23 protein-coding genes and 1 tRNA gene are annotated in these 26,108 nt (G+C 67.0%); 15 read left to right on the top strand and 9 right to left on the bottom strand.

All coding sequences use genetic code 11. From position 1 onward, the window contains the following. Positions 1 to 2: 2 nt before the first annotated feature. The 8 genes from LPA45_RS06395 to LPA45_RS06360 form a co-directional block, all read right to left on the bottom strand. On the bottom strand, positions 3 to 1,904 hold the full coding sequence (locus tag LPA45_RS06395) for a potassium transporter Kup (protein ID WP_317922659.1): 1,902 nt from the start codon (positions 1,902 to 1,904) through the stop codon (positions 3 to 5). Positions 1,905 to 2,225: 321 nt separating this feature from the next. Then, positions 2,226 to 2,975, bottom strand: coding sequence for an ABC transporter ATP-binding protein (locus LPA45_RS06390; protein WP_317922661.1), 750 nt, complete (start codon positions 2,973 to 2,975; stop codon positions 2,226 to 2,228). Continuing rightward, positions 2,972 to 3,733: an ABC transporter ATP-binding protein gene (locus LPA45_RS06385; protein ID WP_116317784.1), complete on the bottom strand. Its 762-nt coding sequence runs from the start codon at positions 3,731 to 3,733 to the stop codon at positions 2,972 to 2,974. The genes LPA45_RS06390 and LPA45_RS06385 overlap by 4 nt, the downstream gene beginning before the upstream one ends. Beyond that, positions 3,730 to 4,827, bottom strand: a complete 1,098-nt coding sequence (locus tag LPA45_RS06380) for a branched-chain amino acid ABC transporter permease (RefSeq protein WP_317922662.1) — start codon at positions 4,825 to 4,827, stop codon at positions 3,730 to 3,732. The genes LPA45_RS06385 and LPA45_RS06380 overlap by 4 nt, the downstream gene beginning before the upstream one ends. Position 4,828: 1 nt before the next feature. Further along, positions 4,829 to 5,695 (bottom strand): branched-chain amino acid ABC transporter permease, encoded by an 867-nt coding sequence (locus LPA45_RS06375; protein ID WP_116317783.1) that lies wholly within the window; start codon positions 5,693 to 5,695, stop codon positions 4,829 to 4,831. A 210-nt stretch (positions 5,696 to 5,905) separates the two neighbouring features. Then, entirely contained in the window at positions 5,906 to 7,108 is a 1,203-nt protein-coding gene (locus LPA45_RS06370; RefSeq protein ID WP_116317782.1) for an ABC transporter substrate-binding protein, read from the bottom strand. A gap of 120 nt (positions 7,109 to 7,228) precedes the next feature. Further along, the gene (locus LPA45_RS06365; RefSeq protein WP_116317781.1) at positions 7,229 to 8,065 is read right to left on the bottom strand and encodes an alpha/beta fold hydrolase; all 837 of its coding nucleotides are present in this window, start codon (positions 8,063 to 8,065) and stop codon (positions 7,229 to 7,231) included. Positions 8,066 to 8,069: 4 nt separating this feature from the next. Then, on the bottom strand, positions 8,070 to 9,692 hold the full coding sequence (locus LPA45_RS06360; RefSeq protein WP_317922030.1) for a benzoate-CoA ligase family protein: 1,623 nt from the start codon (positions 9,690 to 9,692) through the stop codon (positions 8,070 to 8,072). 310 nt (positions 9,693 to 10,002) lie between these two features. On the opposite strand from LPA45_RS06360, the gene LPA45_RS06355 reads away from it, so the two are divergent. The 15 genes from LPA45_RS06355 (at position 10,003) to LPA45_RS06285 (ending at position 24,933) form a co-directional block, all read left to right on the top strand. Continuing rightward, positions 10,003 to 10,956, top strand: a complete 954-nt coding sequence (locus LPA45_RS06355; RefSeq protein WP_116317779.1) for a helix-turn-helix transcriptional regulator — start codon at positions 10,003 to 10,005, stop codon at positions 10,954 to 10,956. Between the two features lie 125 nt (positions 10,957 to 11,081). Then, a complete protein-coding gene (gene boxC / locus LPA45_RS06350; protein ID WP_317922029.1) occupies positions 11,082 to 12,782 on the top strand; it encodes a 2,3-epoxybenzoyl-CoA dihydrolase in 1,701 nt (566 codons plus the stop codon). 42 nt (positions 12,783 to 12,824) lie between these two features. Continuing rightward, positions 12,825 to 14,249: a benzoyl-CoA 2,3-epoxidase subunit BoxB gene (gene boxB, locus LPA45_RS06345; protein ID WP_317922028.1), complete on the top strand. Its 1,425-nt coding sequence runs from the start codon at positions 12,825 to 12,827 to the stop codon at positions 14,247 to 14,249. A gap of 76 nt (positions 14,250 to 14,325) precedes the next feature. Beyond that, entirely contained in the window at positions 14,326 to 15,564 is a 1,239-nt protein-coding gene (gene boxA / locus LPA45_RS06340) for a benzoyl-CoA 2,3-epoxidase subunit BoxA (RefSeq protein WP_317922025.1), read from the top strand. 184 nt (positions 15,565 to 15,748) lie between these two features. Beyond that, positions 15,749 to 16,138: an MbcA/ParS/Xre antitoxin family protein gene (locus tag LPA45_RS06335; protein ID WP_116317775.1), complete on the top strand. Its 390-nt coding sequence runs from the start codon at positions 15,749 to 15,751 to the stop codon at positions 16,136 to 16,138. Then, a complete protein-coding gene (locus LPA45_RS06330; protein ID WP_116317774.1) occupies positions 16,098 to 16,850 on the top strand; it encodes an RES family NAD+ phosphorylase in 753 nt (250 codons plus the stop codon). The genes LPA45_RS06335 and LPA45_RS06330 overlap by 41 nt, the downstream gene beginning before the upstream one ends. A 122-nt stretch (positions 16,851 to 16,972) precedes the next feature. Continuing rightward, positions 16,973 to 17,048 (top strand) — tRNA-Met (locus LPA45_RS06325). Positions 17,049 to 17,374: 326 nt separating this feature from the next. Beyond that, a complete protein-coding gene (locus LPA45_RS06320; protein ID WP_116317773.1) occupies positions 17,375 to 17,959 on the top strand; it encodes an NUDIX hydrolase in 585 nt (194 codons plus the stop codon). A gap of 46 nt (positions 17,960 to 18,005) precedes the next feature. Beyond that, positions 18,006 to 18,758 carry a leucyl/phenylalanyl-tRNA--protein transferase gene (aat, locus tag LPA45_RS06315; RefSeq protein WP_116317772.1) on the top strand — a complete coding sequence of 251 codons (753 nt, stop codon included), beginning with the start codon at positions 18,006 to 18,008 and terminating at the stop codon, positions 18,756 to 18,758. 57 nt (positions 18,759 to 18,815) lie between these two features. Continuing rightward, on the top strand, positions 18,816 to 19,613 hold the full coding sequence (locus LPA45_RS06310) for an arginyltransferase (protein WP_317922019.1): 798 nt from the start codon (positions 18,816 to 18,818) through the stop codon (positions 19,611 to 19,613). Between the two features lie 81 nt (positions 19,614 to 19,694). Then, positions 19,695 to 20,729 carry a quinone-dependent dihydroorotate dehydrogenase gene (locus tag LPA45_RS06305; RefSeq protein WP_116317880.1) on the top strand — a complete coding sequence of 345 codons (1,035 nt, stop codon included), beginning with the start codon at positions 19,695 to 19,697 and terminating at the stop codon, positions 20,727 to 20,729. A gap of 30 nt (positions 20,730 to 20,759) precedes the next feature. Beyond that, positions 20,760 to 21,818: an aldo/keto reductase gene (locus LPA45_RS06300; RefSeq protein ID WP_367394990.1), complete on the top strand. Its 1,059-nt coding sequence runs from the start codon at positions 20,760 to 20,762 to the stop codon at positions 21,816 to 21,818. A gap of 275 nt (positions 21,819 to 22,093) precedes the next feature. Next, a complete protein-coding gene (locus LPA45_RS06295; RefSeq protein WP_116317769.1) occupies positions 22,094 to 23,071 on the top strand; it encodes an ABC transporter substrate-binding protein in 978 nt (325 codons plus the stop codon). A gap of 169 nt (positions 23,072 to 23,240) precedes the next feature. Beyond that, positions 23,241 to 24,137 carry an ABC transporter permease gene (locus LPA45_RS06290; RefSeq protein ID WP_116317768.1) on the top strand — a complete coding sequence of 299 codons (897 nt, stop codon included), beginning with the start codon at positions 23,241 to 23,243 and terminating at the stop codon, positions 24,135 to 24,137. A 1-nt stretch (position 24,138) separates the two neighbouring features. After that, positions 24,139 to 24,933 carry an ABC transporter ATP-binding protein gene (locus LPA45_RS06285; protein ID WP_116317767.1) on the top strand — a complete coding sequence of 265 codons (795 nt, stop codon included), beginning with the start codon at positions 24,139 to 24,141 and terminating at the stop codon, positions 24,931 to 24,933. 72 nt (positions 24,934 to 25,005) lie between these two features. On the opposite strand, the gene LPA45_RS06280 is transcribed toward LPA45_RS06285, so the two are convergent. After that, the gene (locus LPA45_RS06280) at positions 25,006 to 26,040 is read right to left on the bottom strand and encodes a tripartite tricarboxylate transporter substrate binding protein (RefSeq protein ID WP_317922012.1); all 1,035 of its coding nucleotides are present in this window, start codon (positions 26,038 to 26,040) and stop codon (positions 25,006 to 25,008) included. Positions 26,041 to 26,108: the final 68 nt, after the last annotated feature.

The raw sequence follows: 26,108 nt of genomic DNA, 5'->3' as shown, positions 1-26,108 counted from the left end.
GTTCAGATCTCGACCTTGGTACCCAGCTCCACCACCCGGTTGGCCGGGATCTGGAAGAAGTCGGACGGCTTGGCGCCGTTCTGATGCATCCAGGCGAACAAGCTCTCGCGCCACATCGGCATGCCCGGCAGCTTGGACGGGATCACCGACTCGCGCGCGATGAAGAACGAGGTTTCCATCAGCTCGAAATGCATGTCGAGCTTGCGGTCGGCCAGATCCAGCACCTTCTGCACGTCCGGCGTTTCCTTGAAGCCGTACTCCGACTTCAGGATAAAGACGCCGCCGCCCAGGTCCTTGCAGCTCAGGCGATGGTCGTCGTCGACGTACGGCACGTCGCGCGTGATGAAGTGCAGGAACACCACGCGCTCGTGCAGCACGCGGTTGTGCTTGAGGTTGTGCAGCAGCGACACCGGCACCGAATCGGTATTGCCGGTCAGGAACACCGCGGTGCCCTCGACGCGGTGCGGCGGGTGCGCCAGCAGGCCGGCAATGAAGGGCTCCAGCGGGATGCCGTCTTCCAGGCTGCGCGCGCGCAGCAGCTTGCGGCCGCTGTACCAGGTCATCAGCATGAAGAAGGCCATGCTGCCCAGCAGCAGCGGGAACCAGCCGCCTTCGGCAACCTTGAGCAGGTTGGCGGCAAAAAACGACAGGTCGACCAGCAGGAAGCCAGCGCCGACCAGCACCACCATCGCAGTGTTCCACTTCCACACATTGCGCATGCACACCGCCGCCAGGATGCTGGTGATGACCATGGTCGTGGTCACGGCGATGCCGTAGGCCGCGGCCAGGTTCTCGGACTTCTTGAACGAGATCACCACGCCGAACACCAGCACCAGCAGCAGCCAGTTGACCACCGGCAGGTAGATCTGGCCGATTTCAGCGGCCGAGGTGTAGCGCACGCGCATGCGCGGCACGAAGCCCAGCTGGATCGCCTGGCTGGTCAGCGAGAAGGCGCCGGAGATAACCGCCTGAGAGGCGATCACCGTGGCGCAGGTAGCCAGCAGCACCATCGGGATCAGCAGCGGCTCCGGCACCATCAGGTAGAACGGGTTCTCGGCGCCGGCGGGGTTGTGCATCAGCATCGCGCCCTGGCCGAAGTAATTCAGCATCAGGCATGGCATCACCAGGATGAACCAGCCGATGCGGATCGGGCGCGCGCCGAAATGGCCCATGTCGACGTACAGCGCCTCGGCACCCGTCAGCACCAGGAACACCGAGCCCAGCACGATGAAGGCCTGCAGCGCGTGCTCGACCAGGAAGGTGATGCCGTACATCGGATTGACCGCCTTGAGGATCTCCGGCGCCTGGATCAGGTTGAACACGCCCAGCGCGCCCAGCGCCAGGAACCACGCTGTCATGATCGGCCCGAACAGCTTGCCCACCGCGGCCGTGCCATGGCGCTGAATCAGGAACAGCGCGGCCAGGATCACGAGCGTGATCGGTATCACGAAATGCGACAGCTGCGGCGCGGCGATCTCCAGCCCTTCCACCGCCGACAGCACCGAGATTGCCGGCGTGATGACCGCATCGCCATAGAACATGCAGGCGCCGAAGATGCCCAGCATCATCAGGATCTTGGCCTTGCCGGAGCGCGGCGCCACGGTACGCAGCACCAGCGCCATCAGCGCCAGCACCCCGCCCTCGCCGTCGTTGTCGGCCCGCATCACGAACACCACGTACTTGATCGAGACCACGATGATCATGGCCCAGAACAGCATCGAGATGACGCCTAGCACGGCGTCGGTGCTGAAGGCGATGCCGTGCTCCTTGCTGAAGCACTCCTTGAGCGCGTACAGCGGGCTGGTGCCGATGTCGCCGAAGACGACACCGACCGCGCCGAGCACCAGGGCGCGCGTGCTGGGACTCTCGACGAAATAATGGCTGGTTGTGGACTGGGTAGTCATGAGATTGGGTCTGCCCGGCCGGCTCGCCGGCAGTTTTGTTGGCTCTGGCGCAGTCGCGGCCCGGCGCATGGGCCTGCGCTGCTGCGACCGTTTTCCGGCGCTCTTAGCGTTCTATTGCATTGCACAAACCGGCGCAATTCTAGATGAACTGTCAGCTAACGACCACTCCGGATGATTCGGATGCCGTTTTCGCGACTCAGCAAGAATGGGAGGGAAGTGGCCGGTGGTCAAGGCCCGTGTAAGCAAAACAGCGTGTCCTTGCGCCCGCAGGTGCCGTTGCGGCAGGGCAACATTTGTGCATCATACGGCACCCAGAGTGCTTTATACGCCGAGGTAGCGATCCAGCGCCTCCGGCTTTCCGGCCAGGTCGGCCGCGGGGCCGGCCAGCACGACCCGCCCCTTTTCCAGCACCACGGCGCGGTCGGCGTGCGCCAGCACCGAGCGGAAGTTGCGGTCGACCACCACCGAAGCAATGCCGGTAGCGCGCACCGTGGCGATGACTTCCCAGATCTCGCGCACGATGCGCGGGGCCAGCCCTTCGGTGGCTTCGTCCAGCACCAGGCAGTCAGGATTGGTCATCAGCGCACGGCCGATCGACAGCATCTGCTGCTCGCCGCCGGACAACTGCTGGCCGCCGTGCGACAGGCGCTCCTTGAGGCGCGGGAACAGGTCGAGCACACGCGCCTCGTCCCAGTCGTTGCGGCCGTTGCAACCCTTGCGGGCGGCCATCAGCAGGTTTTCTCGCACCGACAGGCTGGGGAAGATGCCCCGCCCTTCCGGCACGTAGGCCACGCCCAGGCGCGCCACCTCGTACGGCTGCGCACGCGACATATCCCGGCCGGCCACGCGGATCTGCCCCTGGCGCTGGCGCACGTGTCCCAGCAGCGTACGCAACAGCGTGCTCTTGCCCATGCCGTTGCGGCCCAGCAGGCCCACGGTCTCGCCCACGCCAACGGTGAAGTCGATACCGCGCAGCACATGGCTGGAGCCGTACCAGGCGTTGATGCCGGTGGCTTCGATCATCGGCGTGCTAGTCGGCGTGCTAGTAGCCATGCTGATTGACGTACTCATGCGGCCTCGCCTTCTTCCTCGCCCAGGTAGGCGAGCTGGACTTCGCGGTTGGCCCGGATCGCCTCGGGCGTGCCGGTCGCGATCACCGTGCCGTTGACCATCACGGTGATGCGGTCGGCGACCGAGAACACCGCGTCCATGTCATGCTCGACCAGCAGGATGGCGTGGCCCTCGCGCAGGCCGCGCAGCAGTCCCAGCATGCGCGTCGACTCCTCTGCCCCCATGCCGGCCAGCGGCTCGTCGAGCAACAGCGCCACCGGCTGCGTGGCCAGGCACATCGCCACCTCGAGCTGGCGCTTCTGGCCATGCGCCAGGTCGCTGGCGGGGCGGTCCGCCAGCTGCGCCAGGCCGGCGCGCTCCATGGCCTCGTCGGCCAGCGCTGCGCTGGTGCGGCAGCCCTGCGCGCTTTCCCACAGACGCCAGGCCCGCTGGGCGCGCGACTGCGCCGCCAGCCGGCAGTTCTCGCGCACGGTCAGCGGCAGGAAGATATTGTTGCGCTGGTAGCTGCGCCCCACGCCGTGCCGCGCCAGCCGCGGCTGCGACCAGCCGGTGACCTCCTCACCCTTCAGGAACAGGCGCCCCGACGTGGGCGGCAGCTCGCACGACAGCATGTTGATCAGCGTGGACTTGCCGGCGCCGTTGGTACCAATCACGGCATGGATCTCGTGCAGCGACAGCGACAGGTCGACGCCGGCCACCGCGGTGAGGCCGCCAAAGCGGCGCGTGAGCTGCTGCGCCTGCAGAACCGGGGTATTCATGCGGCCTCCGTCTTGCGCGCGTTGCCATCACCGGCCTTGCCGGCCTCGCTGGCTTCGGTCCCGTGCCCGCCGTTGTGGCGCCCGGTCTTGCCGCGGCGCCCGTGCCGCAGCACCGCAGGCAGGCTGACCAGCCCGCGCGGCAGCAGCGCCACGGCAACGATGATGAAGCCGCCCATCACCAGCTGCCAGTGCTTGGTCAGCGTGCTGAACCATTCGGCCAGCAGTACGAAGGAAAACGCCCCCAGCACCGCCCCGGCCAGGCTGCCGACGCCGCCCAGGATCACCATCAGCATGGCGTTGCCCGACTGGTGCCACGATGCGATCTCCGGGTTGACGAAGCCGAACTGGATCGCATAGAGGAAGCCTGCCAGCCCCGCCAGCAGCCCACCCGCGACAAAGGCGCCAAGCTGGTAGCGATAGGTGGCATAGCCGGCGGCGCGCATGCGCTGCTCGTTATGGCGGATGCCCACCAGCGCATGGCCGAAGCGCGAGCGCAGCACCAGCGCCAGCAGCGCCACCGTGGCCACCAGGCCCATCCACACCAGCCAGTAGAAGTGCGTGGCGTCGGTGACGGTCAGCAGGTACTCGCCCGGTACCGGGAATTCCGGGCGGAAATAGATATAGGTGCCGTCGCTGCCGCCGGCGAGCTTGGTGTCATGGAACACGAAATACACCATCTGCGCGAAGGCCAGCGTCACCATGATGAAATACACGCCGCGCGTGCGCAGCACCAGCGCGCCCACCACCAGCGCCAGTCCCGCGGAGGCGGCCAGCGCGCCGGCCAGCAGCAGCCAGCCGTTGCCCGGGCCGGACTGCGGCGCCAGCATCGCGGTGGCGTAGGCCGCCATGGCAAAGTACGCGGCATGCCCCAGGCTCACCAGCCCGGTATAGCCGATCAGCAGCTGCAGCGACAGCGCGAAGATCGCCATGATCATCACCTTGCTGAGCAGCTCGATATAGAACTTGTGGCTGTCCGCGGTCAGCAGCAGCGGCAGCACGGCCAGTACCGCGAAGGCCACGAGCCAGCCCAGCGCGGCGAGCAGTGCGGCATTGCCGCGAGGATGCCGGCGCGCCGGCAATGTCGTCGGATTCATGTCATCCCGCCTTGAACAGCCCCTGCGGCTTCCACAGCAGGATCACCGCCATCAGCAGGTAGATCAGCACGCCGGCCGCCTCCTGCCAGAACACCTTGCCAAAGGTATCGACGAAGCCCAGCAGCAGCGACGCCACCAGCGCGCCCTTGACCGAGCCGATACCGCCGATCACCACCACCACGAAGCAGACGATCAGCACCTGCCCGCCCATGCCCGGATACACCGATGACACCGGCGCCGAGATCATGCCCGCCAGCACCGCCAGCGCCACGCCCAGCGCGAACACGAAGCGGTACAGCACGGTGATGTTGATGCCGAGCGATTGCACCATCTCGCGGTTGGTCGCGCCGGCGCGGATCATCATGCCCAGCCGCGTGCGGCGGATCACGTAGTACATGGCCGCGGCCACCGCCAGGCATACCGCGGAAATGAACAGCCGGTACACCGGGTAGGTCATGTCATTGCCGATCGGCAGCGCGCCGTCGAGCAGCGCCGGCACCTGCACGCCGTGCACATCGTCGCCGACCAGGATGCTGCGCAGCTCTTCGAATACGAGGATCAGCCCGTACGTCATCAGCACTTGCTGCAGGTGGTCGCGCTCGTACAGATAGCTGAAGAATGCCCATTCGAGCACGTAGCCGAACAACACCGCCAGCACGATGCCGAGCGGGATGGCGATAAACAGGTTGCCGGTCAGCCCCGCAAGGGTGAAGGCCAGGTACGCACCCAGCATGTAGAAGCTGCCGTGCGCCAGGTTGATCACGCCCATGATGCCGAAGATCAGCGTCAGGCCGCTGGCGACCAGGAACAGCAGCAGGCCGTACTGCACGCTGTTCAGGCATTGGATGAGGAAGGAAACGATGTCCATGCGGGCAATACATCAAGAAACCGATAGCGCCACGCATGCTGGTGGCAAGCCCCCCTCTCCCGCGCGCGGGAGAGGGGTTGGGGGAGAGGGCCGGCGTTTGCCTGATGCGACGTGGCTACACTTCGTGGAGACTCCTGCCCTCTCCCCCGGCCCCTCTCCCGCAGGCGGGAGAGATGACTGCGGGGAGCAGACCGGGCGACCTGGAAAGCCTTACAGCCGGCACCCACGCGCCGGATCAGCCAGCGCCTTCACCGCCACCGAGCTGACCTTGTTCTCGCGCCCGTCCACCTTGCGCAGGTAGAAATCCTGCACCGGGTTGTGCGCCTTCGACAGCGTAAAAGTCCCACGCGGGCTGTCGATCTTCGCCGCGCCCATGGCCTTGTACAGGTCGGCCTTGCGCGTCATGTCGCCCTTGACCGCGGTGGCACCGGCCGCGAGCAGCTGTGCCGCGTCATAGCCCTGCACCGCGTAGACATCGGGCTGCAGCTTGAAGGCCTTGGCGTAATCGAGACGGAAATTCTTGTCGCGCGCGTTGGTCAGGCCATCGGCATAGTGCAGCGTCGTCTCCAGCCCCTGCGCGGCATTGCCCTGCGCTTCCAGCGTGCCGTCGGTCAGGAAACCCGAGCCATACAGCGGGATCTTGTCCTTCAATCCTGCCCCGGCCCAGTCCTTGACGAACTTGACCGCGCCGCCGCCGGCAAAGAACACGAACACGGCATCGGGCTTGAGCGAAGCCACCTCGGTGATCAGCGCCTGGAATTCGACGTTGGGGAACGGCAGGCTCAGTTCCTTCACCACCTTGCCGCCCTTGGCCTCGAAGGCTTCCTTGAAGCCCTTGACCGACTGCTCGCCGGCGGCGTACTTCCACGTCAGCGTCACCACCTTCTTGAGCCCGCGGTCGGCCAGCACCTGGCCCATCGCATAGCCCGGCTGCCAGTTCGAGAACGAAGTGCGGAAGATGTTCGGGCCGCACAGCGGACCGGTGGCTTCGTCGACGCCGGCGTTGGGGATGATCAGCAGCGTGTTGTTTTCCTTGGCGACCTTGACGATGCCCATCTGCACGCCCGAATGCACCGTGCCGACCACCACGTCGACCTGGTCGCGCTTGACCAGCTTGGTGGCATTTTCCGGGGCCTTGGCGGGGTCGGATTCATCGTCGACCTTGAAGTACTCGATCTCGCGCCCACCGAGCTTGCCGCCCTGCTGCTGCACATACATCCGGAAGCCATTCTCGATGGCGGTGCCGAGCGCCGCATAGGTGCCGGTGTACGGCAGCATGAAGCCGACCTTGATCTTGCCGCCCGGTGCAGCCGGCGCCGGCTGTGCGGTCTGGGCGGAGGCGCCGGCCATGGCAAACACGGTGGCGACGGCAAGGCAGGCAGGCGCGAGCCTGCGCGGGGTGATGCGACGCATGTTGTCTCCTGGTGGTCAAGCCGGCGGCTCGCTGGACCGTTGCCGGTCCCCCTGCCGCTGCCGTGGCCTGCGTCGGCGCATCTGCGCCGCGGACCGCTGCGGAGCGGGCGGGAAGCCCAATTATTTTAGGTATGAAGTATGTGTGTTTATATGCCGAACCGCGGCCTGCGTCAACGCCTCAGGCTGGTCGCGGTGTGGCGAATGCCCGCATCGCGCGAGTTTAAGCAACGTGGTTTGCGGGGCATATCGATGGATACCCTCGATCTGCGCCATGGTGCCGTACTCGTCGTCCTCGCCCTGTACCGCCAGCACCGGACCCTTCAAACCGGACAGCAGCGGGCGCAGGTCCCACTGGCGGAAATCCGGGTCGAGCCAGATATCGTTCCAGCCCCAGAAGGCGGATTCGACGTCGTCGTGATGGCGCGCGAGCCGCTGGCGCAGGTCGGTGTCGAGGTAGACCTGACGCGTGGCGGCGATGCTGCTGACCGACAGGTCTTCCACCACGATATGCGGTGCCAGCACGGTGATGCCGTCCAGCGCCTGCGGGAAACTGGCGGCAAAGATCAGCGCGATCGAGCCGCCATCGCTATGCCCCAGCAGCCAGGGCATGCCATGCGTGCGGCCAGGGCCGATATCGAGCGCGTCGAACAACGCCGGCAACGCCTCGCGCGCCTGGCGGTGCATGAAATCGGGGCGCCACTTCTCGGCGGGCGGGCGCGGCGTGGAACGGCCGTAGCCATAGCGTGAGAACACCAGCCCGCGATAGTCGCCGGCCTCGCAGAAGCTGCGCGGAAAGTCGCGCCACATGCTGACCGAGCCCAGCCCTTCGTGCAGGAAGACCACCAGCGGGCGCTGCGCGCGCTCGGGGCGCAGCCACTGGTACTCGATCTGGATACGGCGTTCGTCGAAGGGGATTTCCACCAGGCTGGTCGGCATCGGCATCTTGTTGTCTTGCATCGCTTCAGGAAGGCGTTGTCCCGGACTGGCGCGCGGCTTCCTCGCGCTGGCGCAGCCGGAACCGCTGGATCTTGCCGGTCGCGGTCTTGGGCAGTTCCGGCACGCATTCGATCTGGCGCGGATATTTGTACGGCGCCAGCCTCGACTTGATAAACGCCTGCAACTCCGCGCCCATGCCGTCATGCCATTGCTGGCCAGGCCGCAGCACGACGAAGGCCTTGGGCTTGACCAGTTCGTCGGCATCGGCCACGCCGATCACCGCCGCTTCCAGTACGGCCGGGTGCAGCGCCAGCGCGGCCTCGACCTCGAACGGCGAAACGTAGATGCCACCGACCTTGAGCATGTCGTCGCTGCGCCCCGCGTAGGTGTAGTAGCCATCGGCATCGCGCAGGTACTTGTCGCCGCTGCGCGTCCATTCGCCGACGAAAGTGTCGCGGCTTTTGTCGCGGTTGCACCAGTACATCAGCGCCGCGCTCGGGCCCTTGATGTAGAGGTCGCCGATCTCGCCAGGCGCAGGGGGCTCGCCGCTTTCGTCCAGCAGTTTCAGTTCGTAGCCCGGCACGGGCTTGCCCGTGGTGCCGTAGCGCACCTCGCCGGGCCGGTTCGACAGGAAGATGTGCAGCATCTCGGTGGAGCCGATGCCATCCAGGATGTCGCAGCCGAAATGCGCCAGGAAACGCTCGCCGATATCGCGCGGCAATGCCTCGCCGGCGGAGGTGCATACGCGCAGCGCCACCTCGTCGCGCGCGGGCAGGTCGGGCGCGGCGAGCATGCCCGCGAACAGTGTCGGCACGCCGCAGAAGACGGTCGGCCGCTGCTCGCGCAGGCGCCGGAACACTGCCGTCGGCGTGGGCCGTTCGGCCATCAGCACGGTGGTCGCGCCGACCGACATCGGGAAGGTCAGCGCATTGCCCAGCCCGTAGGCGAAGAACAGCTTGGCGGCCGAGAATACGACGTCGTCCTCGCGGATGCCAAGCACCTGGCGGGCATAGAGGTCAGCGGTATGGAACAGGTTGCCATGGGTATGCACCGTGCCCTTGGGTCGGCCGGTCGAGCCCGACGAATAGAGCCAGAACGCCATGTCATCCGGACCGGTGCGGGCTACCGGAGCGGGCGAGCGCGTGCGCGCCAGCATTGCGCCCACGCTGCATGCCGGCGCCGCATCGCCATGCGGGGCAGCCTGGATCATCGTCGGTGCCAGCCCGCTCTTGCCGATCGCGGCCTGCATCACCGGCAACAGCGGCGTCGATACCACCACCGCGCGGGCGCCGCTGTGGCCGAGCATGAACGCATAGTCGTCCGCGGTCAGCAGCGTGTTGACCGCTACCGGCACCACCCCCGCCAGCAGGCAGCCGAGGAACACCGTGGGGAAATCGACGGTATCGAGCGCGCACAACAGCAGCCGCTCTTCCTGCCGGAACCCCGCATCGCGCAGCGCGCCCGCAAAGCGTCGGGCGCGGGCATCGAGTTCGGCGTAGGTCAGCGAAGTGGCGTCGTCGAGATAGGCGGCCTTGCCGCCCCGGCCGGCCTCGAGGTTGCGCGAGAGCAGGTCTTCGGCGGCGTTGTAGCGCGGCGGCAGCACCGCGACGGCGCCGGCGGCGGTCGCGGCAGTATTGGGGGGCGTCATGTCTCCACTCCTTGGTGTCGCATGCCGCGAGCCGCCGGAATCCGGTAGCTGCGCGCAGGCGCCAGGCGAGTCGCTGTTGTCGCGGTGTCCGGATCACGTCGGGTGCCGGCATCCGCTTTGCGATGCATTTTATTTCATATCAACTATTATGCAAGCAAGGGGATGCACTATAAGACAGCGCCTTGCGGCCCGCCGCTGAGCGGCGAGCCCGAAGCGCCACAGGACGCGCCGAGCCTGCTCGTATAATGCGCCCTTGCATTTTTTGCCAGGCGGTCCAGGCGCCGCCCGGTCAACACGACTCCCGACACCCATGCGCCGCGACCCAGCCCCGCTGCCCGCCACCGATTCCGACGCCCCTACCGCCCGGGAAGCGTCAGCGCCGGCCGCCAATGGCGAGCGCGATCCCTACCTGACGCAACTGGGCGACCGCATCCGCTCGCTGCGCGCCTCGCGCGGGATGTCGCGCAAGGACCTGGCGCGCGGCGCCGGCGTGTCCGAGCGCTACCTGGCCAACCTGGAAACCGGTACCGGCAATGCCTCGGTGCTGTTGCTGCGCCAGGTAGCGGGTGCGCTCGACGTGCCGCTGCCGGTGGTGCTGGCCGAGGTGGACGGCCTCAATGGCCAGCAGGCGACAGAATTCGCGCAGATGGTGCAATGGCTGTCGCAACTGCCGGCAGCGGACCTCGCGCGCGTGCGCGAAGCCTGCCGCCACGCGCTGGCCCCCGAGGAATCCGGCGACGCACGCCACCGCCGCATCGCGCTGATCGGCCTGCGCGGCGCCGGCAAGTCCACGCTGGGTCGCGCACTGGCGGCAGCGCGCGACGTGCCGTTTGTCGAACTGAACACCGTGATCGAGCAGGAAGCCGGCGCCAGCCTGTCCGAAATCCATTCGCTGTACGGCCAGGCCGCCTACCGCCGCTACGAGATGCGTGCGCTGGAACGCACGCTGCGCGAGAACGAACGCATGGTGCTCGCCACGCCGGGCAGCCTGGTGTCGGAGCCGGGCACCTTCAACCTGTTGCTGGCGCATTGCTACACCATCTGGGTGCGCACCTCGCCGGAAGAGCACATGGCGCGCGTGGTGGCCCAGGGCGACATGCGCCCGATGGAAGGCAACCGCGAAGCCATGGCCGACCTACGCCGCATCCTGCAGGCGCGCACGCCGCTGTACGCCCGCGCCGATATCTCCATCGACACCAGCGGCCTGGATGCCGCGACCTCGCTGCAACAACTGCGCGCACAGTTGCAGACCGCGGGCGCCTGACCCGTTTTCCGCCGTCTCCACCCCGCCGTTCCGCGCGCGGGGCAATCAGGCATTGCGCCGCGCCTTCCTCTGCACTATATTTCATCAAAAGCCGCAAGGCACTATAGTGCATCAAGGAGACAGCCATGTCCGCGCCGGCAACCGCCCCACTTCAGCCTGCCAACCAGGCAGAAGCCCCCGTTCCCGTCACGTTCGAGCGCCATCCAGACCAGTACCGCCACTGGAAGCTCAGTTTCAACGGCGCCGTCGCCACGCTGGCGATGGACGTCGACGAGGAAGCCGGCCTGCGCCCCGGCTACGCGCTCAAGCTGAATTCGTATGACCTTGGCGTCGACATCGAACTGCACGACGCGCTGCAGCGCATCCGCTTCGAGCATCCCGAAGTGCGCACCGTGGTGCTCACCAGCGCACGCGAGCGCATCTTCTGCTCCGGCGCCAATATCTTCATGCTGGGCCAGTCGTCGCACGCGTGGAAGGTCAATTTCTGCAAGTTCACCAACGAGACCCGCAACGCCTTCGAGGATGCCAGCGAGCACTCCGGACTGAAATTCATCGCCGCCTGCAACGGCACCACCGCCGGTGGCGGCTACGAACTGGCGCTGGCCTGCGACGAGATCGTGCTGGTCGACGACCGCTCGTCCGCGGTCAGCCTGCCCGAAGTGCCGCTGCTGGGCGTACTGCCCGGTACCGGCGGCCTGACCCGGGTGACCGACAAGCGCAAGGTCAGGCGCGACCATGCCGACATCTTCTGCACGACCACCGAGGGTGTGCGCGGCCAGCGCGCCAAGGACTGGAAACTGGTCGATGAAGTGGTCAAGCCGGCGCGCTTCGCCGAGTATGTCGCCGAACGCGCCGCGGCCCTGGCCGCCACCAGCGACCGCCCGCAGGGCCACCATGGCGTCACGCTGACGCCGCTGTCGCGAAAAGTCGAGCCCGACGGCTACCGCTACGAGACCGTGCGCGTGCATATCGATCCCGCGGCGCGCAAGGCCACGCTGACCGTGTTCGGCCCGGACAAGCACCAGCCCGCCAATCTCGCCGCCGTGGTCGCGGCCGGCGCGCAATGGTGGCCGCTGAAAATGGCGCGCGAGCTTGACGACGCAATCCTGACGCTGCGCACCAACCACCTGGACATCGGCATCTGGGTGCTGAAGACCGATGGCGATCCGGCTCAGGTGCTGGCCGCTGACGCGCTGCTGGAAGCCAATGCCGGCCACTGGTTCGTGCGCGAGACCATCGGCATGCTGCGCCGTACGCTGGCGCGGCTGGATGTGTCGTCACGCAGCCTGATCGCGCTGATCGAGCAGGATTCGTGCTTCGCCGGCACGCTGCTCGAACTGGCGCTGGCGGCCGACCGCAGCTACATGCTGCACCTGCCCGATGCACCCGACGACGCGCCACGTATCTTCGTGTCCGCGGTCAACTTCGGCCGCTACCCGATGCCGAACGGCCAAACCCGGCTGGCCGCGCGTTTCTATGGCGACGAGACCGCACTGACCGCGGTGCGCGAACACATTGGCGCGCCGCTCGACGCGCTCAGCGCCGATTCGCTCGGCCTGATTACCGCCGCGCCCGACGATATCGACTGGGAAGACGAGATCCGCATCGCGCTGGAAGAGCGCGCCAGCCTGTCTCCAGACGCACTCACCGGCATGGAAGCCAACCTGCGTTTCGGTGGCGCCGAGAACATGGCGACGCGCATCTTCGGCCGGCTGACCGCGTGGCAGAACTGGATCTTCCAGCGGCCCAACGCCGTCGGCGAGAACGGCGCACTGAAGGTGTTCGGCACCGGCAACAAGGCGCGCTTCGACTGGGACCGGGTGTAGCGCCCTGCCCGCTGCGCCGCGCCAGTACAACGAGGAGACACCGTGAGCATCGACTACAGCCAGAAGATCCCCAACAACGTCAACCTGTCCGACGACCGCGCGCTGCAGCGCGCCCTCGAACACTGGCAGCCCGCCTTCCTCGACTGGTGGCGCGACATGGGGCCGGATGGCTCGCACAACTTCGACGTGTACCTGCGCACCGCGGTGTCGGTCGACCCGTCGGGCTGGGCGCACTTCGATCACGTCAAGATGCCCGACTACCGCTGGGGCATCTTCCTGCAGCCGGCCGACCCCGAGCGCAAGATCCATTTCGGCGAGCACAAGGGTGAAGCCGCGTGGCAGGACGTGCCCGGCGAACACCGCGCCAACCTGCGCCGCATCATCGTCACGCAGGGTGACACCGAGCCGGCATCGGTCGAGCAGCAACGCCACCTTGGCCTGACCGCGCCCAGCCTGTACGACCTGCGCAACCTGTTCCAGGTGAACGTGGAGGAAGGCCGCCACCTGTGGGCCATGGTGTACCTGCTGCACCGCTACTTCGGCCGCGACGGCCGCGAAGAAGCCGAGGCGCTGCTGGATCGCCGCTCCGGCGACCAGGACAATCCGCGCATCCTCGGCGCCTTCAACGAGCGCACCCCGGACTGGCTGGCGTTCTTCATGTTCACCTACTTCACCGACCGCGACGGCAAGTTCCAGCTGTGCGCGCTGGCCGAGTCGGGCTTCGATCCGCTCGCGCGCACCACGCGCTTCATGCTGACCGAGGAAGCGCACCACATGTTCGTCGGCGAATCGGGCGTGTCGCGCGTGATCCAGCGCACCTGCGAGGTCATGCGCGAGCGCGGCATCGAAGATCCGGAACAGGTGCGCGCCGCCGGCGTGATCGACCTGGAGACGATCCAGCGCTACCTGAACTTCCACTACAGCGTGACCATCGACCTGTTCGGCGCCGACCAGTCGTCCAACGCGGCCACCTTCTACAGCGCCGGCCTGAAGGGCCGCTTCGAGGAAGGCAAGCGCGCCGACGACCACGTGCTCAAGGGCGATGCCTACCGCGTGCTGGAAGTGCGCGACGGCCGCCTGGGAGAGCGCGAGGTGCCGATGCTCAATGCGCTCAATGAAGTGCTGCGCGACGACTACATCAAGGACAGCATGGGCGGCGTGGCGCGCTGGAACAAGGTGATTGAAAAAGCCGGCATCTCCTTCCGCCTGACGGTGCCGCACAAGGCCTTCAACCGCAAGATCGGCACGCTGGCCAACGTGCATGTGTCGCCGCAGGGTGAGCTGATCTCCGAGGCCGAGTGGAAGGCCAACGAGCGCAAGTGGCTCGCCACCGACGAGGACCGCGCCTTTGTCGCCAGCCTGATGGGCCGCGTGGTCGAGCCCGGCAAGTACGCCAACTGGATTGCGCCGCCGGCGGTGGGCATCAACCGCCAGCCGATGGATTTCGAGTACGTGCGTTTCAACTGAGCCTGGCAACGAGCCGGCAAGGAGATACCGGACTAACCGGACTAACCGGACATACCGGACAAACCAGAGATATGCGATGGGCGCCCCCGACATCATCAAGCAACACCTGATCGACCCGGAAATCTGCATCCGCTGCAATACCTGCGAAGACACCTGCCCGATCGACGCCATCACCCACGACGACCGCAACTACGTGGTCAGGGCCGACGTCTGCAACGGCTGCAATGCCTGCCTGTCGCCGTGCCCGACCGGCGCCATCGACAACTGGCGCACCATGCTGCGCGGCGACGCCTACACCATCGAGGCGCAGTTGCTGTGGGACGAACTGCCGGCTGAGGTGCCGTTGCCAGAGCTGGACACGGCGATCGAAAGTACCGCCGCCGCGGCACCAGCTACGGCCGCGCCTGACGTCGCCATCCAGGCGGTCGAAACCAGCCGCCACGCCTCGCAGCGCGCGCCATGGTCGGCGGCGCACCCGTATGTGAACCTGCACGGCGTGCGCGCCCCGGTCGCCGCGACGGTGGCCGGCAACTACCGGCTCACCGCCGAGGACGCGTCCAGCGATATCCACCATATCGTGCTGGACTTCGGCACCCATTTCTTCCCGATCCTGGAAGGCCAGTCGATCGGCATCGTGCCGCCGGGCACCGACGCCGCCGGCAAGCCGCATTACATCCGCATGTACTCGGTGGCCAGCCCGCGCGACGGCGAACGCCCCGGCTATAACAACCTCGCGCTGACGGTAAAGCGGGTCGACCAGGACCATGACGGCCGGCCGGTGCGCGGGGTGGCGTCCAACTACCTGTGCGGCCTCGCCAAGGGCGACACCGTGCAGGTGGTGGGCCCGTTCGGCGCCACCTTCCTGATGCCCAACCACGCCGAAGCCAGCGTGATGATGATCTGCACCGGCACCGGCTCGGCACCGATGCGCGCCATGACCGAGCGCATGCGCCGCAACCTGTCGCACTTCAGCGGGCGCCGGATGCTGTTCTTCGGCGCGCGCAATGCCAACGAGCTGCCCTACTTCGGCCCGCTGCTCAAACTGCCCAAGGATTTCCTCGACATCCATTTCGCCTTTTCGCGCGACCCCGATGCCCCGCGCCGCTATGTACAGGACGCGATCCGCGAGGCCGCCGATGCCGCGGCTGCCCTGCTGGCGGATCCGAACGGCCATGTCTACATCTGCGGACTGAAAGGGATGGAGGAAGGCGTGCTGGCCGCTTTCGACGCAATCTGTGCCGCCACCGGCCGCAGCTGGGCTGAACTGGAAGCCACCATGAAAGCCGAAGGCCGGCTGCATATCGAGACCTACTAGCCCGGGACCTACTAGCCGGGACCTGTTAGTTCGAGACCATCAGGGCCCGAGACCTATCAGCCTGCACGCCTGTCTAACCAGTACCGGCCCGCCCGCATCCGGCGGGCCGGGTTCTTTTTCCGTCAATACCTTCCCTTCTGAAATCGTTCGCCTATAATCTTTCCCAAGAAACAGGAGCAAGGCGATGCAATCCAGGCGGATCCCTGAAACAGACCCCGCCGGCGGCCCCGACCCCGGCACCACGCTGACCAAGGCGGTAATGCGCGCCGCCGGCTTCCTTGGCATCAGCCAGGCCCTGGTGGCAAGCGTACTGGGCATCAGCACGGCTTCGGTTTCGCGGATGGCATCGGGCGGCTATGTGCTCGATGCGCACCGCAAGGAGTGGGAATTCGGTGTTTTGTTCGTACGCCTGTTCCGCTCGCTGGACGCAATCCTCGGCCATGGCGACCAGGCGCGGCTGTGGCTGACGCATGAAAACCTGGCACTGGGCGGCAAGCCCATCGAAATGATCCGCACAACGGAAGGCCTGGTCCGTGTCGTTCACTACCTGGACGCCACCCGCGGTCGCATCTGAGCGCCGGCAGTTCGCGCTCACGCTGTGGCGGGCGGTGGAAGCCCAGCACGTTGTCTCCACCATGCCGCTGGTCGACAGCCTCGAAGAACAGGCTGTGCTCGAAGCCGTGCTCGATGCCGGCAAACCCGCCGTGCCGATCGAGGCACGCCACCTCCACTACCTGCTGTTCACCCCCTTTCGCTACCCGCCGTCACCCTGGGGTTCGCGTTTCCGCGCCGCCCAGGACCCGGGCGTGTTCTACGGTGCGGCGGAGATCCGCACCGCTTGCGCGGAACTGGGCTACTGGCGCTGGCGCTTCCTCAACGACAGCCCGGCACTGCCGCGCATCGACGCACGCGCCCAGACGCTGTTCGAAGTGCGCATCGCCACCGACGGCATCGCGCTCGACGCCCCGCCCTTCGACCGCGACCGCGACGCCTGGACCAATCCCGACCACCACGAACCCTGCCAGGCCTTCGGCCGCGTCGCACGCGAAGCCGGCCTCGGCATGATTCGCTACACCTCGGTACGCGACCCGCTCCATGGACCCTGCGGCGCCGTGCTGACACCGCGCGCCTTCGCCCACCCGCTGCCGCTCGCGACCACCACCTGGATGCTGACCGTACGCCGCGACCGCGTGATCTGGCAGCGCGACGACCTGCAGCAGCGCGACAGCTTCGAGTTCGAAGCCTCCCTGTGGCAGCGCACAAGCGAAAGCCCTGACAACGGCTGAACCTCGACCCCCTGGCGCCGCTCTAATCGTTAAGGCAAGCGGATGTGCGCGGCACTTTGGATTATTTTTAAACAGGTGTTGCAATGCGCAACCGCCTGCCCTATAATCTTTTCTTCGACGGACGCGGGGTGGAGCAGTTGGCAGCTCGTCGGGCTCATAACCCGAAGGTCGCAGGTTCAAGTCCTGCCCCCGCAACCAACCGATTCGATACCAATCGCCTACACCTCCAAGTGGCGGTTGGCAGTGACAAAAGCCCGCGCATGCGGGCTTTTTGTTTTTCGGCCGCCAGGGCGCTGTCGGCCGCTGCCCGCGTTTTCCGACTTTGGCGCTGAGCACCAGGCACTGCCGCAGACGGGATGCGGTGATGGAACTTGCCGGTGCCTGCCGATAAGCGAGTGCCTTTTGGCACGCCCCTTCGCAGCACGGTGTGGCAGGCAACCGACGGCGCGGCAAGCACCCCGGACTGCCCCACGGTCGCCTCCGCGAGGGTGATACACTTTCGCCATTCCTCCCGGACGCCCCTCATGAAATTCTGCTCGAACTGTGGCCATGCGGTCGTGTTGCGTGTGCCTGACGGCGACAACCGCCCGCGCAGCGTCTGCGACAGCTGCGGCACGATCCACTATGTCAACCCGCGCAATGTCGTGGGCACGATTCCGGTGTGGGAAGACAAGATCCTGCTGTGCAAGCGCGCGATCGAGCCGCGCTACGGCTTCTGGACCCTGCCCGCCGGCTTCATGGAGATCGGCGAGACGACAGCGCAGGCCGCCTCCCGCGAGACGCTGGAAGAAGCCGGCGCCCGCGTGCAGGTTGGCGAGCTGTTCTCGATCCTGAATGTGCCGCATGTGCACCAGGTCCACCTGTTCTACCTAGCCACGCTGGACGACCTGGACATCGCGCCGGGCGAGGAAAGCCTGGAGGTCAAGCTGGTGGAAGAAGCCGACGTGCCGTGGGACGAACTCGCGTTCCCGACCGTCATCCACACGCTGCGCTGCTTTTTTGCCGACCGCGCCGCCGGCCGGCTGCAGGACGGCAGCTTCCGGCTGCATAGCCTGGATATCGACAAGCCCATGCGCCCGCTGACCAGCCGGGCCACGGTAACACCCTGAGCGCCCGACCGGCGCTCATCCGACAGCCTTTCCGGCACAGCCCCGCATGATCGCCTGGCTGGACCCGCACGACCCCTTTCCGCCGGTGGACCAGGCGCTCGGCGCGGATTCGGATGCGCCGGGGCTGCTGGCGGCCAGCCGCGACCTGTCGCCCCAGCGGCTGCTGCTGGCGTACCGGCAAGGCATCTTTCCCTGGTATTCGAGCGGACAGCCGGTGCTGTGGTGGAGCACCGACCCGCGCATGGTGCTGGCGCCTCACGCGTTGCGCGTGTCGGCGACACTGCGCAAGACGCTGCGCCGCGTGCTGCGCGATGCGGACTGGGAAATCCGGGTCGATGACGATTTCCTGGCAGTGATGCGCGCCTGCGCCATCACGCCGCGCGACGGCCAGGACGGCACCTGGATCACCGACGACATCATTGCCGCCTACGGCACGCTGCACCGCAACGGCATGGCGCATGCGGTGGAGAGCTGGTATCGCGGCGAGCGCGTCGGCGGTTTGTATGGCGTGGCGCTGGGCCGCATGTTCTTCGGCGAGTCGATGTTCGCGCACCGCACCGACGCCTCCAAGATTGCGCTCGCGGCGCTGTGCGCCTTCCTCGGCAACCACGGCGTGGCGATGATAGACTGCCAGCAAGAGACCGATCACCTGGCCTCGCTGGGCGCCAGCCCGATCCCCCGCGCGCAGTTCGTGGCACATGTCCGCGCGGCGGCGGCGCAGCCCGCGATCAACCCGTGGCGGTTCGATAAATCGGTGCTGGAGCGCTGGGCCGGGACGCCAGCCGCGCCAGCCGGCTGAATCCAGGGAAGGACGCCGCCCTCGCTCACCGTCCGCCCGCCCGGAGCCCCCAGAGTCATGAGCAAGCTGAAGGAACTACCGCTCTCTGCGCTGCAGTTCTACGCCACGGCGCCGTACGCTTGCAGCTATCTGGAAGGCCGCATGGCGCGCTCGCAGGTTGCCACGCCCGCGCACCTGATCAATGCCGACGTCTATTCGCGGCTGGTGCGAGCCGGTTTCCGGCGCAGCGGCATCTTCACCTACCGGCCATATTGCGACGATTGCCACGCCTGCACGCCCTGCCGCGTGCTGGTCGACCAGTTCACGCCGGACCGCTCCCAGCGCCGCGCGTGGCGCCGGCACGAGCACCTGCAGGCGCTGGTGGCGCCACTGACCTACGTCGAAGAGCACTATTCGCTGTACCTGCTGTACCAGTCGATGCGCCACGCCGGCGGCGGCATGGACCAGGACAGCCGCGACCAGTACGAGCAGTTCCTGCTGCAAAGCCGCGTCAATTCACGTCTGGTGGAATTCCGTGAGCCGCCGGGTTCGCCCGAGGCAGGCCGGTTGCGCATGGTCAGCATGATCGATGTGCTCGACGACGGGCTGTCGTCGGTCTACACCTTCTACGATCCGCTCGAGCGCAACGCCAGCTATGGCACCTTCAACATCCTGTGGCAGATCCGCCAGACCCATGCGCTCGGCCTGCCGCACCTGTACCTCGGCTACTGGATCGCCGACAGCCGAAAGATGGCTTACAAGGCACGCTTCCAGCCGCTGCAGGTGCTGACCGGCAACCACTGGCAGGCCTTCGAGGAAAAGGACGCCGCCGCTGCGGCCCCCGACGCCCCCGACACACCTCCCGCACAGGAGTAGCCCGCCACCGGGCAAGCGGCCCAGCCGCTACAATGCCGGGCTGGAATTCACTCTGTGACGGCCCCGCCGGCCGGCTGCCCCGTGCTCAACGCGCTCTACCCCCTGTTTCGCCCCGCCCTGTTCTCGATGGATGCCGAGGACGCCCACCATTTCACGCTGAACAACCTGCTGCGCGCCCACCGCATGGGCCTGGGCGGCTGTATCGGCAACAAGATCGCCGACGATCCCCGCACCGTGATGGGCGTGCGCTTCCCCAACCCGGTCGGGCTGGCCGCGGGGCTGGACAAGGACGGCGCCTATATCGACGGGCTGGCCGCGCTCGGCTTCGGCTTTGTCGAGGTGGGCACGGTCACGCCGCGCGCGCAGCCGGGCAACCCGCGCCCGCGCATGTTCCGCCTGCCGCAGGCGGATGCGCTGATCAACCGCATGGGCTTCAATAACGGCGGCGTCGATGCCTTTGTCGCCAACGTCAAGGCATCGCGCTGGAAGGCCGAGGGTGGCGTGCTGGGGCTGAACATCGGCAAGAATGCCGACACCCCGATCGAGCGCGCCAACGACGACTACCTGTACTGCCTGGAGCGCGTCTATCCGCACGCCAGCTACGTGACGGTCAATATCTCGTCGCCCAACACCAAGAACCTGCGCCAGCTGCAAGGCGCCAGCGAGCTGGACAGCCTGCTGTCGACGCTGAAGGACGCGCAGCAGCGCCTGGCCGACCAGCACAAGCGCTACGTGCCGCTGGCGCTGAAGATTGCGCCGGACCTCGATGCCGACCAGGTCGGCAATATCGGCGACGCGCTGGTGCGCCACAAGATCGACGGCGTGATCGCCACCAACACCACCATCTCGCGCGAGGCGGTCAAGGGCCTGCCGCATGCCGAGGAAGCCGGCGGCCTGTCGGGGCGACCCGTGTTCGAGGCCTCCACGCGCGTGGTGCGCGCGCTGCACGCCGTGGTCGGCGATGCGGTGCCGATCATCGGCGTGGGCGGCATCTTCAGCGGCGCCGATGCGCGCGCCAAGATCGACGCCGGGGCGAAGCTGGTGCAGGTCTACAGCGGCCTGATCTACCGCGGCCCGGCGCTGGTGCGCGACTGCGCCGCGGCGCTGCGCCGCTAAGCCTTCTCCATCGCCCCCACTGGAAACGCCATGGAAACCATCCGACTCGGCCACAGCGACCTGCAGGTATCGCGCATCTGCCTGGGCACCATGACCTTCGGCGAGCAGAACACCGAAGCCGACGGCCACAGCCAGCTCGACTACGCCTTCTCGCGCGGCGTGAACTTTATCGACACGGCCGAGATGTATCCGGTCAAGCCGTGCGCCGAGACCTACGGCCAGACCGAGCGCATCGTCGGCACCTGGCTGAAGCGCCAGCCACGCGACCGCGTGGTGCTCGCGACCAAGGTGGCGGGCCCGGGCCGCATGCCCTGGATCCGCAACGGCGACGACCTGACCCCGGCCGGCATCCGCGCCGCGGTGGATGAATCGCTACGCCGGCTGCAGACCGACTACATCGACCTCTACCAGATCCACTGGCCGGCACGGAATGCGCCGATCTTCGGCCAGCTGAGCTTCGACCCGCAGAAAGAGCGCGAATGCACCTCGATCCAGGCGCAGCTCGAAGTGATGGGCGAACTGGTCAAGGCGGGCAAGATCCGCTATGTCGGCGTGTCCAACGAAACGCCGTGGGGCGTGGCCGAGTTCGTGCGCCTGGCCGGGCAGCATGGCCTGCCGCGCATCGCCACCATCCAGAACCCGTACAACCTGGTCAACCGCAGCTATGAGCAGGGGCTGGACGAGGCCTGCTTCCGCACCGGCGTCAGCCTGCTGGTGTACAGCCCGCTGGCGTTCGGGCAGTTGACCGGCAAGTATTTGGCCGGCGACATGGCCAGCCCGGTGTTCAATCCCGAGGCCAAGGGCCGGCTGTCGCGCTTCTCGCCCGACTGGAGCCCGCGCTACATGCGCCCCGAGACCATGGCAGCGTCGGCGCGCTACGTCGAACTGGCCAGAAGTGCCGGGATGACCCCTGCCACGCTGGCCCTGGCCTGGTGCTACTCGCGCTGGTTCGCGGCCAGCACCATCATCGGCGCCACCACCCTGGCCCAGCTCGAGGAAAACCTCGACGCCTGGGATGCGCAATTGCATGAAGATGTGATCGCCGCAATCGGGGTAATCCACAAGGAAATCACGAATCCCGCGCAATAATATGCGCCTGGATGGCCGATAGCGGGCGTCTGACAGCATCGGATGCCGCGCTTTGGCATGATGACTACGCATTTCGTGCGCGAGAAGTGGTATCCTCGCAGGCTTATCGCTGTCGCATCCGACGCGCCCGCGCACGCTCCCTCCCGCCGCAGGAAGCCGCCGCGCACGTCCCGGACCGGCACCGTCCGCCAGTGCGCGGACGCGCGCCAGGACAGCGGACCGAACCATCCGCGGCCGCTTTCATCCAGAACCGAGCATTCGGGGGAGAACAGACAATGAAGTCCATCAAGGGTCTCGCAGCAACCAAGTCGATCCTGGGCGGCGCCGTGGCGCTGGCCCTGCTGTACGGCGGTGCCGTGCAAGCCCAGACCGTCAAGGTGCTGTCGATCGTCGACCACCCCGCGCTGGACGCCATCCGCGACGGCGTGCGCGCCGAACTGAAGGCGGCCGGCTATGACGCCGACAAGAGCCTGAAGTGGGAATACCAGAGCGCCCAGGGCAACACCGGCACCGCGGCGCAGATCGCCCGCAAGTTCGTCGGCGACAACCCGAACGCCATCGTTGCCATCGCCACCCCGTCGGCGCAGGCCGTGGTCGCCGCCACCAAGACGGTGCCGGTGGTGTACTCGGGCGTGACCGATCCGGTCGCCGCGCAGCTGGTCAAGAGCTGGGCCGCTTCGGGCACCAACGTGACCGGCGTGTCGGACAAGCTGCCGCTGGACAAGCAGGTCGCCCTGATCAAGCGCGTGGTGCCGAAGGCCAAGAACGTGGGCATGGTCTACAACCCGGGCGAAGCCAACTCGGTCGTGGTGGTCAAGGAACTGAAGGAGCTGCTGGCCAAGGAAGGCCTGACGCTGAAGGAAGCCGCCGCGCCGCGTACCGTGGACATCGGCCCGGCCGCCAAGAGCCTGATCGGCAAGGTCGACGTGATCTACACCAATACCGACAACAACGTGGTGTCGGCGTATGAGTCGCTGGTCAAGGTCGCCAACGAATCGAAGATCCCGCTGGTGGCCGCCGATACCGACAGCGTCAAGCGTGGCGCAGTGGCCGCGCTGGGCATCAACTACGGCGACCTGGGCCACCAGACCGGCAAGGTCGTGGTGCGCATCCTGAAGGGCGAGAAGCCGGGCGCGATCGCTTCGCAGACCAGCGACAACCTGGAACTGTTCGTGAACACGGGCGCCGCCGCCAAGCAAGGTGCCACGCTGTCGCCGGAGCTGATCAAGGAAGCCAAGACGGTCATCAAGTAATCACGGCACAGCCCGCCGCCGTCGCAACACGGCGGCGCCCTGGCGCGCCTACCCGGCGCGGCAGGCGCAGACCGGGCGAGGCGGCGGACGGCTCCACACGGGCCGCCCTGCCGCCCCGCCCCCAAACCGGCGCCAGGGTAGCCGCCGGCCCCCGCAACAGGATTCCCCCATGTCCCTTTTCTCCCTTCTGGGCGCCCTGGAGATCGGCCTGATCTTCAGCCTGGTGGCGCTCGGGGTGCTGATTTCCTTCCGCATCCTCAATTTCCCCGACCTGACCGTTGACGGCAGCTTCCCGCTGGGCGGCGCCGTTGCCGCGACGCTGATCGCCGCTGGCCAGGACCCGTTCCTGGCGACCGTGGTCGCGATCGCCGCCGGCGCACTCGCTGGCTGGATCACCGGCTGGCTCAACGTGCGCCTCAAGATCATGGACCTGCTCGCCAGTATCCTGATGATGATCGCGCTGTACTCGGTCAACCTGCGCATCATGGGCCGCCCCAACGTGCCGCTGATCACCGAACCGACCCTGTTCACCATCCTGCAGCCGGAATGGATGCCTGACTACGTGCTGCGCCCGCTGGTGCTGTTCGTGGTGGTGGTGATCGCCAAGCTCGGCCTGGACTGGTTCTTCAGCTCGCAACTGGGCCTGGCGATGCGCGCCACCGGCGCCAACCCGCGCATGGCCCGCGCGCAGGGCATTGCCACCGGCCGCGCCACGCTGGCCGGCATGGCGCTGTCCAATGCGCTGGTGGCACTGGCCGGCGCGCTGTTCGCGCAGACCCAGGGCGGCTCGGATATCTCGATGGGCATCGGCACCATCGTGATCGGCCTGGCTGCGGTGATCATTGGCGAAACCGTGCTGCCGGCGCGCCGCCTGATCTGGACCACGCTGGCCGTGGTGCTGGGCGCCATCCTGTACCGCTTCTTCATCGCGCTGGCGCTGAACAGCGACTTCATCGGCCTGAAGGCGCAGGACCTGAACCTGGTCACCGCCGCGCTGGTGACGATCGCGCTGGTGCTGCCGGCCACGCGCAAGAAGCTGTTTGCCCGCAAGAACGGAGGTGCCTGAGATGCTGCGCGCACAAGACCTTAAGCTCACCTTCAACCCGGGCACCCCGATCGAGACGCGGGCGCTGCGCGGCCTCAGCCTGGAGATCCCTAGCGGCCAGTTCGTCGCCGTGATCGGCTCCAACGGCGCCGGCAAGTCGACCTTCCTGAATGCGATCAGCGGCGACCAGATGGTCGACTCGGGCCGCATCACCATCGATGACACCGACGTGACGCGCCAGCCGGCATGGGACCGCGCCCCGCTGGTGGCGCGCGTGTTCCAGGATCCGATGGCCGGCACCTGCGAGGCGCTGACGATCGAAGAGAACATGGCGCTGGCGATGGCCCGCGGCGCCAGGCGCGGCTTCCGCCCGGCGCTGAACCGCGCCTCGCGCGAGCTGTTCCGCGAGAAGCTGCGGCTGCTGAACCTGGGCCTGGAAAACCGCCTGACCGACCGCATCGGCCTGCTCTCCGGCGGCCAGCGCCAGGCGGTCAGCCTGCTGATGGCATCGCTGCAGCCGTCGCGCATCCTGCTGCTGGACGAGCACACCGCCGCGCTGGACCCGAAGACCGCCGCGTTCGTGCTGGAACTGACCGCGCGCATCGTCGAGGAAAGCAAGCTGACCACGATGATGGTGACGCACAGCATGCGCCAGGCGCTGGACTATGGCCAACGCACGGTGATGCTGCACCAGGGGCAGGTGGTGCTGGATGTGTCGGGCGACAAGCGCAAGGGACTGGATGTGCCGGACCTGCTGAAGATGTTCGAGCAGACGCGGCATGAGCAGCTGGATGATGATGCGTTGTTGCTGGGGTGATAGCTCTGGCATCAAGAAAACGGGGAGCCTTCGCTCCCCGTTTTTTTTGGCAAGCCAGCAGCGTGAAGACGGCTAGTCGATCGTAATACGCCGCTGCTTGATCACCCCAGCCCACCGCACGCTTTCCTTCTGGATCGTCGCCGCCAGCTGCTGCGGCGTGCCGCCCGCCGCGTCCATCCCCAGTGTCGCCAGCTTTTCCTTCAGTGCCGCATCGGCCAGCACAGCGTCGACATGCTGGCTGAGCTTGCGCACGACCTCAGGCGGCGTCCCCGCCGGCGCCATCAGCGCATACCACGACACCGCCTCGAACTTCGGGAAGCCCTGCTCCGCGATCGTCGGCACATCGGGCAGCACCGTCGAGCGCCTGGCGCTGGCCACGCCCAATGCACGCAGCTTGCCGGCCTTGATATAGGGCAGCGCCGCGGAGAGCTGCGCGAACATCATCGTCACCTGCCCGCCGACCACATCGGTCATTGCCGGGCTCACGCCCTTGTACGGTACGTGGTTGAGCCTGACGTTGGCATCGAGCTGCAGCAGCTCTCCGGCCAGGTGCGCCTGGCTGCCGGCGCCGGGCGAGGCGAAGCTCAGTTCGCCCGGTTTCTGCGCGGCGAGCTTGAGCAGTTCCGCCAGCGATCTGGCCGGCATCGCCGTGTTGACCACCAGCACGTTTTCGGCGGTGGCGAGCATTGCCACCGGCGCCAGGTCAGCCTGCTTGTAAGGCAGGTTCGGCATCAGGGTGGGATTCACCGCGATATTGCCGACCGGCACCAGCGCGATGGTGTAGCCGTCGGGCGCGGCCTTGGCCACCATGTCGACACCGATGGTGCCGGCGGCGCCGGCCTTGTTTTCGACCAGCACGCTTTGGCCAGTAGCCTTGGCGATGCCTTCGCCGACGGCGCGGGCCAGCACGTCCGCAGGGCCACCGGCGGCGAACGGCACCACGATACGCACCGGCTTGGCGGGATACGCCGGCGGCTGGGCATGGGCCGCAGCCGCACTGAACCATGTCGCGCAGGCTGCCGCGCAAGCGAACAGGCAATGCATGGCAAGGCGCCGGATGTCAGGATTCACGAAAGGATTCACAGCGGCATTCACAGCGGATTTCATGACGGTTTCCCCAATGTGGCAGTGATCAGGCAATGGCTCCTCCACCGCGCCGGCAGTCTTGTTATCGT

The sequence above is a fragment of the Cupriavidus sp. Agwp_2 genome, from assembly GCF_040784895.1.
In the GTDB taxonomy this organism is placed as follows: domain Bacteria; phylum Pseudomonadota; class Gammaproteobacteria; order Burkholderiales; family Burkholderiaceae; genus Cupriavidus.
Note: the sequence above shows the minus strand (reverse complement) of the source record. Positions and strands in the feature narration are given on the sequence as shown.

Excerpts from the sequence above, each read along its gene's own strand:
- LPA45_RS06310 (WP_317922019.1), top strand. The coding sequence starts at position 18,816 with ATGAGCAAGCTGAAGGAACTACCGCTCTCTGCGCTGCAGTTCTACGCC.
- LPA45_RS06390 (WP_317922661.1), bottom strand. The coding sequence starts at position 2,975 with ATGAGTACGTCAATCAGCATGGCTACTAGCACGCCGACTAGCACGCCG.
- LPA45_RS06285 (WP_116317767.1), top strand. The coding sequence starts at position 24,139 with ATGCTGCGCGCACAAGACCTTAAGCTCACCTTCAACCCGGGCACCCCG.
- LPA45_RS06335 (WP_116317775.1), top strand. The coding sequence starts at position 15,749 with ATGCAATCCAGGCGGATCCCTGAAACAGACCCCGCCGGCGGCCCCGAC.
- LPA45_RS06380 (WP_317922662.1), bottom strand. The coding sequence starts at position 4,827 with ATGAATCCGACGACATTGCCGGCGCGCCGGCATCCTCGCGGCAATGCC.
- LPA45_RS06290 (WP_116317768.1), top strand. The coding sequence starts at position 23,241 with ATGTCCCTTTTCTCCCTTCTGGGCGCCCTGGAGATCGGCCTGATCTTC.
- LPA45_RS06375 (WP_116317783.1), bottom strand. The coding sequence starts at position 5,695 with ATGGACATCGTTTCCTTCCTCATCCAATGCCTGAACAGCGTGCAGTAC.
- LPA45_RS06395 (WP_317922659.1), bottom strand. The coding sequence starts at position 1,904 with ATGACTACCCAGTCCACAACCAGCCATTATTTCGTCGAGAGTCCCAGC.
- LPA45_RS06320 (WP_116317773.1), top strand. The coding sequence starts at position 17,375 with ATGAAATTCTGCTCGAACTGTGGCCATGCGGTCGTGTTGCGTGTGCCT.
- LPA45_RS06385 (WP_116317784.1), bottom strand. The coding sequence starts at position 3,733 with ATGAATACCCCGGTTCTGCAGGCGCAGCAGCTCACGCGCCGCTTTGGC.
- LPA45_RS06295 (WP_116317769.1), top strand. The coding sequence starts at position 22,094 with ATGAAGTCCATCAAGGGTCTCGCAGCAACCAAGTCGATCCTGGGCGGC.
- aat (WP_116317772.1), top strand. The coding sequence starts at position 18,006 with ATGATCGCCTGGCTGGACCCGCACGACCCCTTTCCGCCGGTGGACCAG.
- LPA45_RS06280 (WP_317922012.1), bottom strand. The coding sequence starts at position 26,040 with ATGAAATCCGCTGTGAATGCCGCTGTGAATCCTTTCGTGAATCCTGAC.
- boxC (WP_317922029.1), top strand. The coding sequence starts at position 11,082 with ATGTCCGCGCCGGCAACCGCCCCACTTCAGCCTGCCAACCAGGCAGAA.
- LPA45_RS06300 (WP_367394990.1), top strand. The coding sequence starts at position 20,760 with ATGGAAACCATCCGACTCGGCCACAGCGACCTGCAGGTATCGCGCATC.
- LPA45_RS06360 (WP_317922030.1), bottom strand. The coding sequence starts at position 9,692 with ATGACGCCCCCCAATACTGCCGCGACCGCCGCCGGCGCCGTCGCGGTG.
- LPA45_RS06365 (WP_116317781.1), bottom strand. The coding sequence starts at position 8,065 with ATGCAAGACAACAAGATGCCGATGCCGACCAGCCTGGTGGAAATCCCC.
- boxA (WP_317922025.1), top strand. The coding sequence starts at position 14,326 with ATGGGCGCCCCCGACATCATCAAGCAACACCTGATCGACCCGGAAATC.
- LPA45_RS06355 (WP_116317779.1), top strand. The coding sequence starts at position 10,003 with ATGCGCCGCGACCCAGCCCCGCTGCCCGCCACCGATTCCGACGCCCCT.
- LPA45_RS06370 (WP_116317782.1), bottom strand. The coding sequence starts at position 7,108 with ATGCGTCGCATCACCCCGCGCAGGCTCGCGCCTGCCTGCCTTGCCGTC.